14 protein-coding genes are annotated in these 15204 nt (G+C 69.7%); 4 read left to right on the forward strand and 10 right to left on the reverse strand.

Annotated elements, in window-relative coordinates:
• Nucleotides 1-20: 20 nt before the first annotated feature.
• The 10 genes from PVE36_RS14100 to PVE36_RS14145 form a co-directional block, all read right to left on the reverse strand.
• On the reverse strand, nt 21-827 hold the full coding sequence (locus PVE36_RS14100; RefSeq protein WP_277453211.1) for an enoyl-CoA hydratase-related protein: 807 nt from the start codon (nt 825-827) through the stop codon (nt 21-23).
• 134 nt (nt 828-961) lie between these two features.
• Complete coding sequence (locus PVE36_RS14105; RefSeq protein WP_277453213.1) at nt 962-1858, reverse strand: MaoC family dehydratase N-terminal domain-containing protein; 897 nt, start codon at nt 1856-1858, stop codon at nt 962-964.
• A complete protein-coding gene (locus PVE36_RS14110) occupies nt 1855-3054 on the reverse strand; it encodes an acyl-CoA dehydrogenase family protein (RefSeq protein WP_277453214.1) in 1200 nt (399 codons plus the stop codon). Before PVE36_RS14110 ends, PVE36_RS14105 begins: the two co-directional genes overlap by 4 nt.
• Nucleotides 3055-3068: 14 nt before the next feature.
• Nucleotides 3069-3530 (reverse strand): MaoC family dehydratase, encoded by a 462-nt coding sequence (locus PVE36_RS14115; protein WP_277453215.1) that lies wholly within the window; start codon nt 3528-3530, stop codon nt 3069-3071.
• Nucleotides 3527-4750 (reverse strand): acetyl-CoA C-acetyltransferase, encoded by a 1224-nt coding sequence (locus PVE36_RS14120; protein WP_277453216.1) that lies wholly within the window; start codon nt 4748-4750, stop codon nt 3527-3529. Before PVE36_RS14120 ends, PVE36_RS14115 begins: the two co-directional genes overlap by 4 nt.
• Before the next feature lie 49 nt (nt 4751-4799).
• Nucleotides 4800-5534: a 3-oxoacyl-ACP reductase FabG gene (gene fabG / locus PVE36_RS14125; RefSeq protein WP_277453217.1), complete on the reverse strand. Its 735-nt coding sequence runs from the start codon at nt 5532-5534 to the stop codon at nt 4800-4802.
• Nucleotides 5531-6760, reverse strand: a complete 1230-nt coding sequence (locus PVE36_RS14130; RefSeq protein WP_277453218.1) for a CoA transferase — start codon at nt 6758-6760, stop codon at nt 5531-5533. Before PVE36_RS14130 ends, fabG begins: the two co-directional genes overlap by 4 nt.
• Entirely contained in the window at nt 6757-7905 is a 1149-nt protein-coding gene (locus tag PVE36_RS14135) for an acyl-CoA dehydrogenase family protein (RefSeq protein ID WP_277453219.1), read from the reverse strand. The genes PVE36_RS14130 and PVE36_RS14135 overlap by 4 nt, the downstream gene beginning before the upstream one ends.
• Before the next feature lie 58 nt (nt 7906-7963).
• The gene (locus PVE36_RS14140; RefSeq protein ID WP_277453221.1) at nt 7964-9169 is read right to left on the reverse strand and encodes a CaiB/BaiF CoA-transferase family protein; all 1206 of its coding nucleotides are present in this window, start codon (nt 9167-9169) and stop codon (nt 7964-7966) included.
• An 80-nt stretch (nt 9170-9249) separates the two neighbouring features.
• Nucleotides 9250-10119 carry an acyl-CoA thioesterase domain-containing protein gene (locus tag PVE36_RS14145; protein ID WP_277453223.1) on the reverse strand — a complete coding sequence of 290 codons (870 nt, stop codon included), beginning with the start codon at nt 10117-10119 and terminating at the stop codon, nt 9250-9252.
• A gap of 204 nt (nt 10120-10323) precedes the next feature.
• Between PVE36_RS14145 and PVE36_RS14150 the strand changes: the two genes are divergently transcribed.
• From PVE36_RS14150 to PVE36_RS14165, 4 genes are read left to right on the forward strand one after another with little or no spacing between them, the layout of a single operon-like run.
• Complete coding sequence (locus PVE36_RS14150; RefSeq protein WP_277453224.1) at nt 10324-11448, forward strand: TAXI family TRAP transporter solute-binding subunit; 1125 nt, start codon at nt 10324-10326, stop codon at nt 11446-11448.
• Nucleotides 11449-11458: 10 nt separating this feature from the next.
• Nucleotides 11459-13477 carry a TRAP transporter fused permease subunit gene (locus tag PVE36_RS14155; RefSeq protein WP_277453225.1) on the forward strand — a complete coding sequence of 673 codons (2019 nt, stop codon included), beginning with the start codon at nt 11459-11461 and terminating at the stop codon, nt 13475-13477.
• A complete protein-coding gene (locus PVE36_RS14160) occupies nt 13474-14403 on the forward strand; it encodes a CoA-transferase (RefSeq protein WP_277453227.1) in 930 nt (309 codons plus the stop codon). Before PVE36_RS14155 ends, PVE36_RS14160 begins: the two co-directional genes overlap by 4 nt.
• Nucleotides 14400-15200 (forward strand): CoA-transferase, encoded by an 801-nt coding sequence (locus PVE36_RS14165; protein WP_277453228.1) that lies wholly within the window; start codon nt 14400-14402, stop codon nt 15198-15200. The genes PVE36_RS14160 and PVE36_RS14165 overlap by 4 nt, the downstream gene beginning before the upstream one ends.
• Nucleotides 15201-15204: the final 4 nt, after the last annotated feature.

Below are 15204 nucleotides of genomic sequence, written 5' to 3' on the forward strand. Positions count from 1 at the left end.
TCTCTCCTGTGTCGGGCTGTTCACAGCCGCCAGCGGCCCTCGAAGACCGGCTCGGTCTTGTCGAGGAAGGCCTGCTTGGCAGCGGGGGCGTCGGTGGCGAAGTTGATGACCTGGGAGCGGGCCTCGGAGTCGAGCGCCGCGCGCAGCTCCTGGTTGGACCCCTCGTGCAGCATGAGCTTGTTGAGTGCCATCGCCGTCTGCGGCCCCGCGGCGAGCCGTGACGCGAGGTCGGCGACGAAGTCGTCGATCTCGTCCTCGGGTCGAATCCAGGTGACCATGCCGATGCGCTCGGCCTCGGCTGCGTCGATGATCTCGCCGAGCAGTGCCAGACGTTTTGCCTGCTGCATGCCGACCACCCTTGGCAGCAGCCACGCCCCACCGAAGTCCAACGACAGCCCACGCCGGACGAAGATCTCCGAGAACCGCGACCGGGGCGTGGCGACCACCAGGTCGCAGCCGAGTGCGAGGTTGCACCCGGCGCCGGCGGCAACTCCGTCGACCCGCGCCACGACGGGCTTGGGCATCTCGTAGAGGTCGACCGCGAGGTCGGAGTAGCTGCGCATCCGGGTCAGGGGGTGACGGGGGTCGGGCGGTCCACCGAGATCGGCTCCGGCACAGAACTCGCCGTCTGCACCCGTGAGGATCACGGCGCGCACGGCGGGGTCCTCACGGACCTCGCGCACGATTTCCCCGAGTCGCGCCCAGGACGCGGCCGTCATGGCGTTCTTGCGCTCCGGGCGGTTGAGGGTGATCGTCGCCACCCCGGCCGCGACCTCGAGGAGCACCTCGTCACGTGCGTCCGGGTCGCCGCTCGTGGTGTCAGTCATCGTCTGCTCGGCCTCGACTTCCGGGGCGCGCCCTCGCAGGGTGCGCGTCCACATCATTGGGGGGTTGTTCACATCCAACGGCAGGTGGGGTCGCAGGACAAAGACCCTCCCGCGATCCCGTCGATAGGCGCGACCTATGCACCGTCCGGCGGCAGGGGCGGGACCGGCGAGTGGCTTGCCGTCGCCGTTGTCCGCCCGTGGACGTCGACGAGCGCCAGCTGCCCACCGGCCTGCCCGTGGTCGGCGACCGCGGTGATCACCTGCGTGCCGACGGCCGGGCTGACGAGGCGGTAGTCGAAGCGCCGCCCGAGGAGTCCTCCCCCGTGTCGACGGACGTGCTCGCCCATCAGGAGCGCCTGGAGCGGTCCGTGGATGACGAGTCCGTCATAACCCTCGACCGCGCACCACCCGAGGTCGTAGTGGATCCGGTGGGCGTTGTACGTCAAGGCCGAGAATCGGAAGAGGGTTGCCTCATCGGCCCGCAGTCGTACCGTGGCGCGCTCGCCGAGGTCGGGCGGGGCCGCGTCGAGCGTGCCCGCCTCGACCGGGATGCGCGTGCCGGCCTGGCGGTAGACGATGTCGTTCTCCTCGACGACGGCCAGCCGTCCGTCCTGGCTGATCTCGGTCCGGACACCGACGAAGCGCAGGGCGCCCGAGCGGCCTTCCTTCGTCCGGGAGCCGGTGACCCACGTACGGCGGGTGGCCGTCCTGCCCAGCCACAGCGGCGCGTGCAGGCTGACCCGACCTCCGGCGAACATGCGCTTCATGCCCTCCCCCGGAGGGGCCGGTACCCCGGTGAGAGGGTGCCCGTCCGGGCCGATCTGGGCGGACGCAGGCCGCTCGAGGAGATGGACCCAGTGCCACAGGGGCGGCAGCTCACCGTCCGCGAGCACCTCGGGACCGACGTCGAGCAGACCGGCGAGGCGGTGTGCCGTGCCCACGTCGAGGACCTCGGCGACCTCGGAGCGCTCCGCGGTCGGGGCGTCCTCGAAGCGGGACGCCCCGCCCGGCGAGGCGGTCGGGGAGGTCACGGGGCCACCGAGTTCCGCTTGACCAGCTGCGCCGCGATGACGTTGCGCTGGATCTCGTTGGTCCCCTCACCGACGATCATCAGGGGGGCGTCGCGGAAGTACCGCTCGACGTCGAACTCCGTCGAGTACCCGTACCCACCGTGGATACGCACCGCGTCGAGCGCGATCTCCATCCCGACCTCCGAGGCATGGAGCTTGGCCATCCCCGCCTCCATGTCGGCACGGGCGCCACTGTCGTACACGCGGGCAGCGTGCAGGGTGAGCTGCCGTGCCGCGGTGAGCTTGGTGACCATGTTCGCGAGGTGGGCCCCGATCTGCTGGTGCTTCCAGATCGGCTTGCCGAAGGACTCGCGCTCCTGGGAGTACTGCAGGGCATCCTCGAGGGCGGCCCGCCCCACCCCGAGCGCCCGGGAGGCCACCTGGAGACGACCGACCTCGAGCCCACGCATCATCTGGGCGAAGCCTCGACCCTCCGCGCCGCCGAGGACCTGCCCCGCATCGACGCGCAGGTCCTCGAAGACGAGCTCGCAGGACTCGACGCCCTTGTAGCCCAGCTTGGGCAGGTCGCGGCTGACGGTGAGGCCGCCACCGGTGTCGGACCCTCCGGCGTCGTGCCCCTCCACCTGCTCCTTGTCGACGAGCAGGATCGAGATGCCCTTGTGCGCCGGCGTGGCGGCCGGCTCGGTCTTGCACAGGAGGGCGATGAGCGAGGACCTGCGTGCGTTCGAGATCCACGTCTTGCTGCCGTTGACGACGTAGGTGTCGTCATCGCCCACCCGTGCGGCGGTGCTCATGGCCTGCAGGTCGGAACCGCCGCCGGGTTCGGTCAGTGCCATGGTGGCCCGGACCTCGCCGGTCGCCATGCGCGGCAGGTACCGGTCCTTCTGCTCCTGCGTGCCGAAGTCCTGGATGAGCTTGGCGACGACCGTGTGTCCGCCCATCGCCCCGGCGAGACTCATCCACCCACGTGCCAGCTCCTCGGTGACGAGGACATAGCACGACGAGCTCACCTTGCCGGGCCCCCAGGGCTCGTCGATGGCGAGACCGTAGATGCCGATCTCCTTCATCGTCTCGATGTACGACTCCGGGTACTCGTTGGCGTGCTCGATGTCGCGGACGGTGGGCCGCACCTTCTTGTCGACGAAGTCGCGGACGATCTTGACGAGTTCCCGCTCCTCGGCATTGAGGTCCTCCATGGTGGCTCCTTCTCTCAGCCGGTGATGAGCGTGATCTGCTGGGCGACGACCGCCGGACGCTCGACGCCCTCGATCTCGACGACGTAGCGGGTGAGGACCTGGGTCCCCTTCGGCAGGTCGTTGACCTCCTCGAAGGTCGCGGTCGCGCGGATCCTCGAGCCGACGGGGACGGGGTTGGTGAAACGCACGGTGCCCAGCCCGTAGTTGAGGCGAGCCGCTCCGAACCCGATCGAGAAGAGCTGCGCCCCGAAGGACGGCAGCATTGACAGGGTGAGGAAGCCGTGGGCGATCGTGCCGCCGAAGGGCCCCTCCTTCGCGCGCTCGACATCGACGTGGATCCACTGGTGGTCGCCGGTCGCGTCGGCGAAGAGGTCCACCTGCTCCTGCGTCACCTCGATCCAGTCGGTCGTCCCGATCTGCTGCCCGACGAGCGCCTTCAGCTCCTCGAGGTCGGCAATGGTCCGGGGGCTGCTCATGCGTCCACCTTCTCGAAGACCGCGGCCAGGCCCTGCCCGCCGCCGATGCACATCGTCGCGAGGCCGTAGCGGCCGTCACGCCGGTGAAGCTCCCGGGCGAGGGCGCCGGTCATCCGTCCGCCGGTCGCCCCGACGGGGTGGCCGAGCGAGATGCCGGAGCCGTGGACGTTGGTGCGCTCGTGGTCGGCGTCGGTGAACTTCCACTCGCGCATGACTGCCAGCGCCTGGGCGGCGAAGGCCTCGTTGAGCTCGATGACGTCCATGTCGGCCAGGGTCAGGCCGGCGCTGTCGAGTGCCTTGGCGGTCGCCGGGACGGGGCCGATGCCCATGACCTTGGGCTCGACCCCCGAGACCGCCCAGGACTTCAGGCGCATCAGCGGACGCAGTCCCTGCGCCTCCGCGGTCGCCCGGTCGGCCACGACGGCGAAGGCCGCTGCGTCGTTCTGCCCGGAGGCGTTGCCGGCCGTGACCGTCGAGGCGGCATCGACCTTGCCCAGGATGGGGCGAAGGGAGGAGAGCGTCTCCACCGAGGCGTCGTGGCGGATGTGCTCGTCGGTGTCGACGACGAGGTCGTCCCCCTTGCGCTGCGGCACCCGCACCGGGAGGATCTCCTCGGCCAGGATGCCGTCGCGCTGGGCGGCGGCCGCCCGCTGGTGGGACTGCGCGGCCAGGGCGTCCTGCTCCTCGCGGGAGATCGAGTACTGCGCGCGGAGGTTCTCCGCCGTCTCGATCATGCCTCCGGCGACCGGGTAGTTCACCCCACCCGCTGTCTCGCGGCCGCGGCCCATCATGTCGTGCATCCGCACGCCCCCCTTCGCGCCCCACCGCATGTCCAGGGAGTAGAAGGGAGCGTTGCTCATCGACTCCACGCCGCCGGCGACGACGAGGTCGTTGGCGCCGGTGATGACCTGCATGGCGCCCTGGATGATCGCCTGCAGACCGGAACCGCAGCGGCGGTCGAGCTGCATGCCGGTGGTCGTGATGGGCAGACCGGCGTTGAGCGCGATCACCCGGCCGATCGCCGGGGCCTCGCCGTTGGCGTAGCAGTGGCCGAGGATCACGTCCTCGATCGCGGCGGGGTCGAGACCGGTCCTCTCGACGAGGCCGGTCATCAGCTGGGTCCCGATGTCGGCCGGCATCAGCGGTCGCATCGATCCGCCGAAGGCACCGACGGCGGTGCGGTGAGGGGCGCAGACGACGACGTCCTGGGGGTCACGCATGGGTGTTCTCCTGCAACTTCGTGGGGCGGGGTGGAAGGGGGTGTCACGCTCACATGAAGCGGCCGCCGGTGACCTCGAGCACCGTGCCGGTCATGTACGAGGAGAGGTCGCTGGCGAGGAAGAGGGCGACCTTGGCCACCTCGTCGGGCTCGCCGGCGCGCTGCATCGGGATCTCGGCCATCTTCTGGTCCCACGCCTTCTGCGGCATGGCCTCCGTCATGGCCGATCGGATCAGGCCCGGCTGGATCGCGTTGACGCGCACGCCGTGGTGGGCCATCTCCTTGGCCGCTGCCTTCGACATCCCGACGATGCCGGCCTTGGCGGCCGAGTAGTTGGTCTGGCCGACCATGCCGACCTTGCCCGAGAGCGACGAGACGTTGACGATCGCCCCGGACTTCTGCTCGCGCATCACGGCGGCGGCAAGGCGGGTGCCGTTCCAGCAGCCCTTGAGGTGCACGGACATCACGGCGTCGAAGTCCTCCTCGGACATCGTGCGCATCGTCGCGTCACGGGTGATGCCGGCGTTGTTGACGAAGACGTCCAGCCGCCCCCATCGCTCACGGGCGGCGTCGATGAGGGCCTGCACCTGCGCGGCGTCCACGACGTCGCAGGCCAGGCCGATCGCCTCGCCGTCGAGGCCGTCGGCGACCTCCTGGGCGCGGGCACCGTCGAGGTCGCCGATGGCGACCTTGGCGCCCGCCGCGACGAACTCCTGAGCCATCGCCAGTCCGAGCCCCTGGGCTCCACCGGTGATGACGGCGATCGTGTCCTTGAGCAGAGTCATGCTGTCTCCCTGAGTGGATTGTCGGCCGAGTCGACGACACGCGACTTCAGCAGCTTCGTGTACCGGTCCGCGCCGAGCCGGTCGGCGAGGACCTCGTGCGTGTGCTCGCCCACGGACGGGGCGGGCAGGGGGGCGGGTCGTCGCGCGTCGAAGACGAGCGGCGACCCCGGGGCGAGGTGCGTCCCGATGCCGGGCTGGTCGAGCTCGGCGAAGAGGGGGTTGTCGCCCAGCTGCCCCGCGGCCTCCTCGACGGTCCGGTAGACCGACCACAGGACCTTGCGCCCGGCGAGGATCTCGGCGAGACCTGCCAGGTCGTGCCGGGCGAACCACGGCTCGAGCAGCGCGCTGATCACGTCCCGGTGCGCGTAGCGCACCTGCTCGTCATCGAGGTCGATCTGCAGCGCCTCCTCGAGGCCGGCGACGGCCGCTCGCAGGCCGGTGACCTCCAGGAGGGCGTGCCAGTGCCGGGCGGTGAGGACCACGAGCATGATCCGGTGTCCGTCGGCAAGAGCGAAGTCGCGGCCATAGGTGCCGTAGACGTAGTTGCCGTCCGGGCCACGCGGGGTCGGGTCGAGCTGGGCCTGGGTGAGGAGCCCGAGGTTGCCCGCGGTGGCGAAGGCGACGTCCTCGAGCGCCAGGGTGATGCTCGTCCCGACACCCGTCCCGTCACGCTCCCGCAGGGCGGCGAGGACGCCCGTGGCCAGGTACAGGCCGGCGGCGATGTCCCACGCGGGCAGGACGTGGTTGACCGGCGCGGCATGCCCTCGGGGACCGGTCACGTGCTGGAAACCGACCTTGGCCTGCGCCAGGTAGTCCACCGACGCCCCGCCGTCCCAGGTCCCGCTGAGACGCACGTGGACCAGACGCGGGTTGCGCGCGCGCAGCGCCTCCGCCGTCACCAGGCCCTTGTAGGGCCCGTTCGCGATGACGATGTCGGCGTCGTCGGCAAGATCAGCCACGACCTCCTGACCCTCGTGGGTCGACAGGTCGACGGCGATGGCCCGCTTGCCCTTGTTCAACCCCGTCCAGTAGTAGCTGCAGCCGTCATCGGTCGTCGGCAGACGGGTCCGGTCCGGAGCCCCTCCGGGGGCCTCGACACGGATGACGTCGGCACCCAGCTGCGCCAGTGTCAGACCGCACAACGGGGTCGCGACGTAGCTGGACAGCTCGAGGACCCGCACCCCGTGCAGGGGACGTCCGGCCCTCGTCGCCCGGTCGCTCGTCATCGCCGCTGCCCGCGGATCATCTGCTTGGCGATGATGGTGCGCTGGACCTCACTCGTGCCCTCGTACAGGCGGAAGAGGCGCGCGTCCCGGTAGAAGCGGGAGACCTTGACCTCCTGCATGTAGCCCAGGCCGCCGAAGATCTGGACCGCACGGTCGGCCACCCGGTCGACCATCTCGGTGCAGAAGAGCTTGGCGGCCGACGGCGCCATCCGCATGTCGCTGGTGTCGTCATACGTTCGAGCCGCCTCGACGACCATCGCTCGTCCCGCATACGCCTCGGTCTTGCTGTCGGCGAGCATGGCCTGCACCAGCTGGAAGTCCGAGATCGGCGATCCTCCCTGGGTCTGGGTGGTCGCGTGGGCGAGGGACTCCTCGATGAGCCGCTCGGCGAGGCCGACGCAGAGGGCCCCGATGTGCAGGCGCCCCTTGGCCAGGGAGCGCATCGCCGCCGCGAATCCCTCTCCCTCGACACCGCCGATGAGCGCGTCCTTGCCCACGCGCACGTTGTCGAAGTAGACCTCGGCCGTGTGCGCGCCCCGTTGGCCCATCTTGGCGTCGGTGGGGCCGACGGTCACGCCGTCGAGGGCCGAGTCCACGGCGAAGACGGAGATGCCGCGGGTCCCCTCCGAGACGTCACCGGTCCGGGCGAAGACCATGAAGACATCGGCCTCCGGCGCGTTGGTGATGAAGCGCTTCTGCCCGCTGACGAGGTAGTCGTCGCCGTCCTTGACGGCCTTGGTCCGCAGACCCGACGGGTCGGAGCCGGCATCGGGCTCGGTGAGGGCGAAGGAGCCGATGAGCTCGCCGGCGGCCAGCCCCGGGAGGTACTTCTCCTTCTGGCCGTCGGTCCCGAAGTTGACGAGCACCTGCCCGGCGATGCCGTTGTTGGTGCCGAACATGGAGCGGAAGGAGGGGGTGGTCCGCCCGATGGTCATCGCCAGCTGGACCTCCTCGGACATCGTCAGGCCCAGGCCCCCGTACTCCTCCGGGAGTGCGTACCCGAACAGGCCCATGCGCGCGGCCGCGGTGCGAATGCGCTCCGGGATCTGGTCGGTCTCCTCGATCTCGTCCTCGGCCGGGACGACCTCCTTCTCGACGAAGGTCCGGACGGCGTCGAGGATGGACTCGAACTCTGAAGGCTCCATCAGCGCTTCCCCTTCTCTGCAGTGCGTGTGTACTGGCGTGTCCGACGTGTCGACGTCGTCACTGGACTGTTTGGTGCTGCCGCAGCTCGGCGATCTCCTCCGGCGAGAGGCCGGCTCGCGCGAGCACGTCGGTGGTGTGCTGCCCGAGGGCGGGCACGTTGCCCATGGGGAGCTCCACGTCGCGGAAGTTCATCGGGGGCAGCAGAGCCCGCACGGGGCCGGCCTCCGTCCCGATGTCCCGCCAGCGGTCTCGCTCGCTCAGCTGGGGGTGGGCCACCAGGCCGGCCATGTCGTTGACCTGGGCCGCCGCCACGCCGGCGCTCTCGAGGGCCTCCTCGAGCTCGGCCGTGGACATGCGGCTGCTTCGTTCCGCGACGGCGGCGTCGAGCTGGGCCCGGTGGGCCACCCGGTCGACGTTGCGGACGAACCGCGGGTCCTCGGCCAGGTCCGGGTCGGCGAAGACCTTGTGGCACAGCATCTGCCAGCCGCGGTCGTTCTGGACACCGATGAGCACCTGCCCGTCGGTCGTGGGGTAGGCGTCGTACGGCGCAATGGCCGCGTGGCTCAGGCCCATCCGCGGGAGCTGCCGGCCCTCGTACATCTGGACGTACATCGGGTGCCCGAGCCACTCGACGGTGGCGTCGAACATCGAGACATCGATGACGGCTCCGCGACCGGTCCGCTCACGCCGGTAGAGCGCGGAGAGGACCGACGAGAAGACGTACATCCCGGCGGCGATGTCCGAGGTGGGGATGCCGGTCTTCGCCGCCTGCTCGGGCGTCCCGGTGATCGAGACCAGCCCCGACTCAGCCTGGACGAGCATGTCGTAGGCCTTGCGGTCCCGTCGTGGCCCGCTCGTGCCGTAGCCGGTGAGGCCGACGACGACCAGTCGCGGGTTGCGCTCGGTCAGGGAGTCGGCATCCAGGCCCAGCCGGTCGGCAGCACCGGGGGCGAGGTTCTGCACGAAGACGTCGGCCTCGTCGAGGAGGCGGAGGACGAGCTCACGCCCCTCGTCGGACTTCAGGTCCACCGCGATCGACTCCTTGCCGCGGTTGAGCCACACGAAGTGCGAGGCGACGCCCTGCACCGACGCGTCGTACGCCCTGGCGAAATCCCCTTCCCCGAGTCGCTCGACCTTGACCACCTCGGCACCGAGGTCTGCGAGGTGCCGTGTCGCCAAGGGGGCGGCAACCGCCTGCTCGAGGGCGACGACGCGAACTCCGCTGAGGGGGAGCTGCGAACCGAGGGGGGACGTCTGTGTCATGTTGATGATCCTTCCGACATCGATTGAGATCATCAAGCGCGATCTAGATATCGCACTGATGCACTCTCGACATCAATGAGTCACGCCAGCTTCACGAGGGCGACCTGGCCCAGGGTCGCGACGTGGCGCTGGCCCAGGAAGACCTCGCCGCGCCCGAGTGCGCGACCGTGGGAGATCGTCGGCACCGCCACGTCCATCTGCATCCAGTCCGTGAGATCGGGCAGCTGGTGGTACGTCACGGAGTGGGTCAGGCTCAGGATCCGGCTCCCGTCCCGGTGCCTGGCCGTACCGGTGCTGCGGAAGGCCGGCTCGACGAGGCTCATGTCCGAGACGTAGGCGATGATCGCCGCCGTGCGCAGGGCATCGCCGACGACGTCCCCGCGAAGCTTCCACCAGAGGCTCTGCTCGGTGCTGCGGGACGACGCGGGCTCGAGGAAGCTCGGGAACTCCACGTGGCGCAGGTCCGCCGGTCGCCGGATCCGCCACCACGTGGGGATACGGGGCTCGTCGGCGTAGCGGGACGACAGGTCGAGCAGCCCCTCGGGGCCGACGACGTCGCGCGGCCGGATCGACGAGTAGGACGGCAGGTCGACGCGCTCGCGCGCCAGGCGCACGGTCGCCGTGAAGAGCTCCGCTCCCCCGTCGCCGACGAGCGCGACCCTCCTGCTCACGAGGCTCGCGGCCTCGCCCAGGGTCTCGGCGCGCCACCGGTTGCGACCGGTCACCGGCACTCCGGCGAGGAAGTCGGCCTGCAGGGTCACCGGCACCATGTCACCCGGCAGACCGTGGGCGGCGACCATGATCGCCTGCGCCAGCAGCAGGCCGCCGAAGACCCTGTCCTCCGGGACGGCCTGGTCGGGCGCGCTCCACAGGCGCTCGCCGTCGGCCCCCTTCTCCTCGGTCAGCGTGAGCATCTCGCACAGCTGAGCGAAGGTGATCTCGTCCACCATCTGCCGCCCTCTCGATCGCTTCTCGGCGCCGAGCCTATGGGCGCAAAAGGTATCTATCGCCGCGATATTGATGCCCATGTGACAACAGTGCGTGGGCGAAGAAGTATTGGAGTTCATCCGCCCCCACCCTGCACGCTTGCGGTCACCAACGCGTCACGGACGACGGCCGTGGTCGAGGACGACCACGGGAGGAAGGGAGACGGCGTGCGCAGGAGAGAACTCTTCACGCTGGCAGCCGCAGGATCGTTGCTCACCCTCGCCGGGTGTGGCACCAACAAGGGCGCCGCCTACACGGACGGACGGCTCACCATGGCCGTCGTCAGCACGTACGGGACGGGAACCGCCACCTACGCCGACATGGCGGCCGTGGCCAACGCGATCGCCGACGTCAAGGACATCCGCACCCGGATCATGACGTCTGACACCGCGATCGGCCGGCTGCTCCCCCTCAAGCAGGGGACGGCGACCTTCTCCCGCACCGGTGACGACTACATCTTCGCGTTCGAGGCGTCGTACGAGTTCGCCACGCGTGCGTGGGGTCCCCAGCCAACGCGGCTCGTGTGGGGCCCGACCGCACCCCACGGCCTGCTCACCCGCGTGGACACCGGGATCCGCGGAGTCGAGGACCTGAAGGGCAAGAAGATCCCGCGCATCACCGCCAACCCCTCCGTGAACAGCAAGATCGGCGTCGCCCTCACTGCCGCCGGCCTCACCGAGGACGACGTCGAGATGGTCCCGATCTCGTACGGGGAGCAGGCGGATGGACTCAAGTCGGGGCAGCTCGACATCCTCTTCCAGCAGGTCTACGGCTCTTCGCTCTTCGAGCTCGAGAGCTCCGTCGACGTCCGCTGGGTGGAGTTCCGCAAGGACGACGCGGCCCTCCAGCAGGCCATCGATGACCTCAGCCCCTCCCTCATGCTCGGGGAGTTCTCGGGCGCGCCCGGCCAGAAGGAGGGCGAGACGAGCATCGGGTACATCTACAGCGTCCCCATCATCAGCTATGCCGAGACCGAGGCCGAGACCGTCAGCACATTCGTCAACGCGATCCTCGACTCCTACGACGTGTACAAGGACTCCACCCGAACCACCCCCGACTGGGCTCCCGGTTCCGCCGTCCTGGAGCCGCAGCAGGTCCCGTTCCACGAGGGGCTCGTCGCCGTGCTGGAGGAGCGGGATCTGTGGACGGACGCCGCTCGGAAGAAGCAGGAGGAGCTGCTGGCTCGCGAGCCACGACTGAACGAGGGGTGGCAGATCGTGACCACGGAGGTCGACGACGACAGCAGGCTCGCGGACACCTGGGCCCAGTGGAAGGAAGGCAATGGACTCTGAGGCAGGCACCATGACCCAGCCCACGCATCCGAGGATCACGGCACGCGCCCGCTCGTGGCGGCTCGTCTCGATACTCCTCACGCTCGCCGGCACGGCAGTCGTCGTCAGCCAGGTCTTCCTGTGGAACCCCTTCGGCCCGACCTTGCTGACCAATCAGTTCCTGTACGTCATCCTCGCCTTCTTCCTGTCCCAGGTCTTCATCTACTACCGGGCCCGCAAGCCCAAGGACCCCACGGACGTCGAGCCGTCCGGCTCCGAGGCTCATGACGACAGGCTGCACCACAGCGTCTTCGACGTCCCGTGGTGGGATGCCGTGCTCGTCGCGGTCACCATGGGGGTGTGCCTCTACCTCGCACTGAAGGGGGAGGCCATCGTCACCTTCGGCTGGGACGTCCAGTCGCCCGTGCAAGCGCTCGTCCTCGCCTACGTGCTGTGGGCGCTCGTCCTCGAGTGCCTCCGCCGCAGTGCCGGCCTCACGGTCACGGTCATCGCGTTGGCGTTCTCCCTCTACCCCATGATCGCGGCGACGATCCCCGTACCGATCCTCCAGGGGGTGCAGTTCGACTCCAACTCGGCAGCGGAGCGGCACGCACTGGGTCCCGACTCGATCCTCGGTCTCCCGCTCCAGACGGCAGCTGCCATCCTCATCGGGTTCCTGATGTTCGGGGTGGTCCTGCAGCGAACCGGGGGCGCCGACTTCTTCCTCGACGTGGCCCGTGCCCTCTTCGGTCGAGCACGCGGCGGCTCCGCCAAGGTTGCCGTGACCTCGTCCGCAGGAATGGGCATGATGTCCGGCAGCGCCGTCTCCAACGTGCTGACCACCGGGCCCATGACGATCCCGGCGATGAAGCGGTCCGGGTACCCGGCCACCTACGCCGGCGGCATCGAGGCCACGGCGGCAGCCGGTGGCTCGATCACGCCCCCCATCATGGGAACCGCAGCCTTCCTCATGGTGTCCTTCTTGGGCATCCCCTACTCCGAGGTCGCCATTGCCGCGGCGATCCCCGCCTTCCTCTACTACCTCGGGATCTTCGTCCAGGTGGACGCGCACGCGGCGAAGCACGGGCTACGGGGCGAGGCGAAGCACCTGCTGCCGAAGATGAAGGCCACCCTCATCAGCGGCTGGCCGTTCATCTTCGCCATCGCCCTGCTGACCTTCCTGCTCGTCGTCCGTCGGGACGAGGCGAAGGCGCCGTTCATCACCGTCGTCGTGATGCTCCTCATCGCCTTCGCCCGCCGGCAGAACCGTCTCGACATGGCAGGCCTGCGCGACATCATCACCGCGTCCGCGCGCGCCATCTCGGAGATCATCGGGATCATCGCCGGTGTCGGTCTCATCGTCGGTGGCCTGTCGATGACCGGGGTCTCCCTGTCCCTGGCCGGTGAGCTGGTCACCCTGGTGGGCGACAACGTCCTGCTCATCCTCATCGCCGGGGCGGTCACGTCCTTCGTGCTCGGCATGGGCATGACGATCTCGGCCGTCTACGTCTTCCTCGCCCTAGTGATGGCCCCCGCACTCGTGGCCCTCGACGTCAACCCGGTCGCGGCGCACCTCTTCGTGATCTACTGGGCGGCGGCCTCGTACATCACCCCACCCGTGGCGCTGGCGGCATTCGCTGCAGCCGGCATCGCGAAGTCGCCGCCGATGGCCACCGGCTTCATGGCCATGCGGCTGGGCGTCGTGAAGTACATCATCCCGTTCTGCTTCGCCCTCAATGCCGCGCTCGTCGCCCAGGGCTCCCTCGGGACCGTCGCACTGGCGCTCGGCCTGGCCACCATCGGCGTCTTCGCCATGGCCTCCGGCTTCGAGGGGTGGATGCCGATCGTCGACCGGCGTCTCGGCCCCGTGACCAGGGTGATCGCCGTCGTCGCCGGGGTCAGCCTGCTGCTGCCCGACAGGACGACCCAGCTGGCCGGTCTCGTCGCCGCCCTCCTGCTGGCCGTGTTCCTGCGGCTGCGACCGGGGACCGGCGCGCGCGACAACACGGACAGCCAGGCGCAGCCGCGAGCCGAGGCGGTCGCCGTATGAGCGCCCGCACGTCCAAGGCCATGACCCTCCGTGACGCCGTGGCCACCTACGTGGCTGACGGGATGACAGTGGCCCTCGAGGGCTTCGGTCACCTCATCCCGTTCGCCGCCGGGCACGAGATCATCCGACAGGGCCGCCGTGACCTCACGGTCTGCCGCATGACCCCGGACATCCTCACCGACCAGATGCTGGCCGCGGGCTGCGTCTCCCGACTGGTGGCGTCATTCTTCGCCTCCGGGTCGGCGGGGTCCCTCTACGAGATCCGCCGACGCGTGGAGGACCACGACCCGGAGCCGCTCGAGGTGGAGGAGTACAGCCACTACGGCATGTACTGCCGCTACCAGGCGGGCGCCTCCAGGTTGCCCTTCTTCCCCCTTCGCTCGTACGTGGGCGGCGACCTGCCGCAGATCAACGACCGGATCCGACTCGTCACGAGTCCCTACGGGGAGGGCGACGTATACGTGGTGCCCGCGCTGAACCCGGACGTGACCGTGATCCACGCGCAGCGCGCCGACGCGTACGGCAACACGCAGGTCTGGGGCATCACCGGCGCCCAGCAGGAGGCGGCCTACGCCGCCACCCACGTCATCGTGACGGTCGAGGAGATCGTTCCGACGGAGGTGGTGCGTTCCGACCCCAACCGCACTCTCATCCCCGCCCATGCCGTTGACGCAGTCGTCGAGGTCCCCCGGGGCGCGCACCCGTCGTACACGCAGGGCTACTACGACCGTGATGGCGCCTTCTACCGGGAGTGGACGGCGATCTCCAAGGACAAGAGCGCCATCCGGGACTGGGTCCAGCGCGAGATCGTCGACCGTCCGGACCATGCGTCCTACCTCGAGGGGATCGGCCACGACCGCCTCGATGGATTGCGTGTCTCACCCCGGCCCTCCCAGCCGGTCGACTACGGAAGGAAGGCCCTGTGAGCATCGTGACCACCACTGCCGCACTCTCCGACGTCACGCCCGACAGCACCGAGTTCCTGGCGGTGGTCGCAGCGCGCGAGCTCGCGGGTGCCCGACGGATCTTCGCCGGCGTGGGCCTGCCCACCCTCGCGGTGGACCTGGCCAAGCGCACGATCAACAGCGAGCTCGAGCTCGTCTACGAGTCGGGTGTCTGCGGCGCCCACCCCGAGACCATGGCCGAGGGGATCGCCGACTTCACCCTCGTCTCCGGTGCGGAGGCGGTCCTGTCGATGCAAGCGCTCTTCGGCTACGTCCTGCAGGGCGGCAACGTCGACGTGGGCTTCCTCGGAGCCGCCCAGGTCGACCGGGAGGGCAACCTCAACACCTCGTTCATCGGCGACTGGGACCAGCCGCAGGTTCGCCTGCCGGGCTCGGGCGGGGCGAGCGACATCGTCGCCAGCGCCACCGAGTGCTTCGTCGTGCTCCGTCGCCACGACGAGGGATCCCTCCCTGCCGAGGTCGACTTCTGCACCTCTCCCAGCCCGGTTCGGGCGCGTCGGTCGGGCGGGCGCCTCGCTCCGGTGGGCGGGGGTGTCACGACGGTCATCACCCCGCTGGGCGTCCTGCGCCGCGACCCCGGGTCACCTGAGCTGGAGCTGGCCCAGATTCACCCGGGAGTCACGGTCGACGAGGTGCGAGCGAGGACCGGGTGGGACCTGGGGGTCAGGGACGACCTCGTCACGACCCCTCCCCCCACCGTCGAGGACGTCCGACTGCTGCGGGACGAGATCGACACCGTGAGGCTGTATCTGCGTTGACCCC

Source organism: Janibacter sp. DB-40 (assembly GCF_029510815.1).
GTDB lineage: Bacteria > Actinomycetota > Actinomycetes > Actinomycetales > Dermatophilaceae > Janibacter.